This is a genomic window from Streptomyces sp. NPDC002130, assembly GCF_040296465.1.
In the GTDB taxonomy this organism is placed as follows: Bacteria; Actinomycetota; Actinomycetes; order Streptomycetales; family Streptomycetaceae; genus Streptomyces.
Map to the genome: position 1 here is coordinate 1 of NZ_JBEOXI010001108.1, position 1,141 is coordinate 1,141.

General features: G+C 57.7%; 1 pseudogene. It reads right to left on the bottom strand.

The features are described 5' to 3' along the window. Window positions 1-85: 85 nt before the first annotated feature. A pseudogene (locus ABT116_RS48815) lies at window positions 86-1,141 on the bottom strand (hypothetical protein); the annotation flags it as partial.

The window sequence follows — 1,141 nt, forward strand, 5'->3', positions numbered from 1 at the left end:
CCGGCCGCCCGGGCGAGCAGGTCGGCCCGCAGCGTCCGCGCCTCGTCCGCGCCGAGGAAGGCCAGCTCGTCCTTCTTGTCGGTGCCTATGAGTCAGCCTCAATGACCGCTCCGTACTGACTGAACACGGCCATTCCGGGGCCGATCGCGGCCTGCTGTAGATCAACTGGCGCCACACCACCCTCTTCAAGCTCGTCGAGTGCGCTGCGGAGTGAGGCTCGAAGGTCATCTAGGAAGGTCGACAGACTTACTCTCGGAGCATCTGCAGGGCGGGGGCGCAGTACCAGCACCGTAGATGTGGACATAGAGTTGTTGCCAATCGCAACACGGCGACTTGCGTTCTCCGTGCGAATAGGCCATGTGCGCACTACCTGCCAATTCGTGTCGACCATCGCTTGAAGGATTGTTGACCAGCGACTGTTGCCCCCGCCCAAACTCTCTGCCTGCTTCGACGCGTAATAGACGACTATCGGGAATTCTGGAGAGACACTTTCGCGAAGATGGTCAAACACCTCTGCAAACCCTGCGAGGAACTCGCTTGCTGCCGTGTCTTTTCCCCCAGATCGATGAGCGTTGGCAACGAGTTCTTCGCCCTTGGGTACGAGCATCGTCCGAAAGAGGTCGGGGAAGACTTGTCCCAAGATTCGACGTTGCCAGACGTAGAAGAAATCGGAGAGATCGGAGTAGTCGATGTTGTCGAAGTACGGGGGGTCAGTTGCCACTACATGATTCGCTAGAGGCGCTTTACGTGCATCGCACTGCAGGACATGATGGTCGCCTTGCAGGTGGGCCATGCGTAGAGGATCAACGATGCTCTTCAAGCTGGCAAGGAACGATCCGCTGTTTTTTTCGCCTAAGACGTTCGCTTCGGATATATCCCAAGCCATCCCCATAGCTTGACCTGAGTACATCTGCTGGGATACCTCACCGTTGGCCTCCCATGAGCACTGATTGTTGGACCAGTTGCTGAGGCGACTCACGGATAGAGCGAGATAAAGTCCGATTGCATCAGCGTATGCTTCCGCTCCACTACCGCCATGCTCCAACGGTTCACCGAGCTCGGAACCCGTGTTGAGGGCGTGCTTCAAGGCTATCTCTCGGGCTTCGGCTACGAGGTCACTGAGGGTTGTCAACGCAGTCAG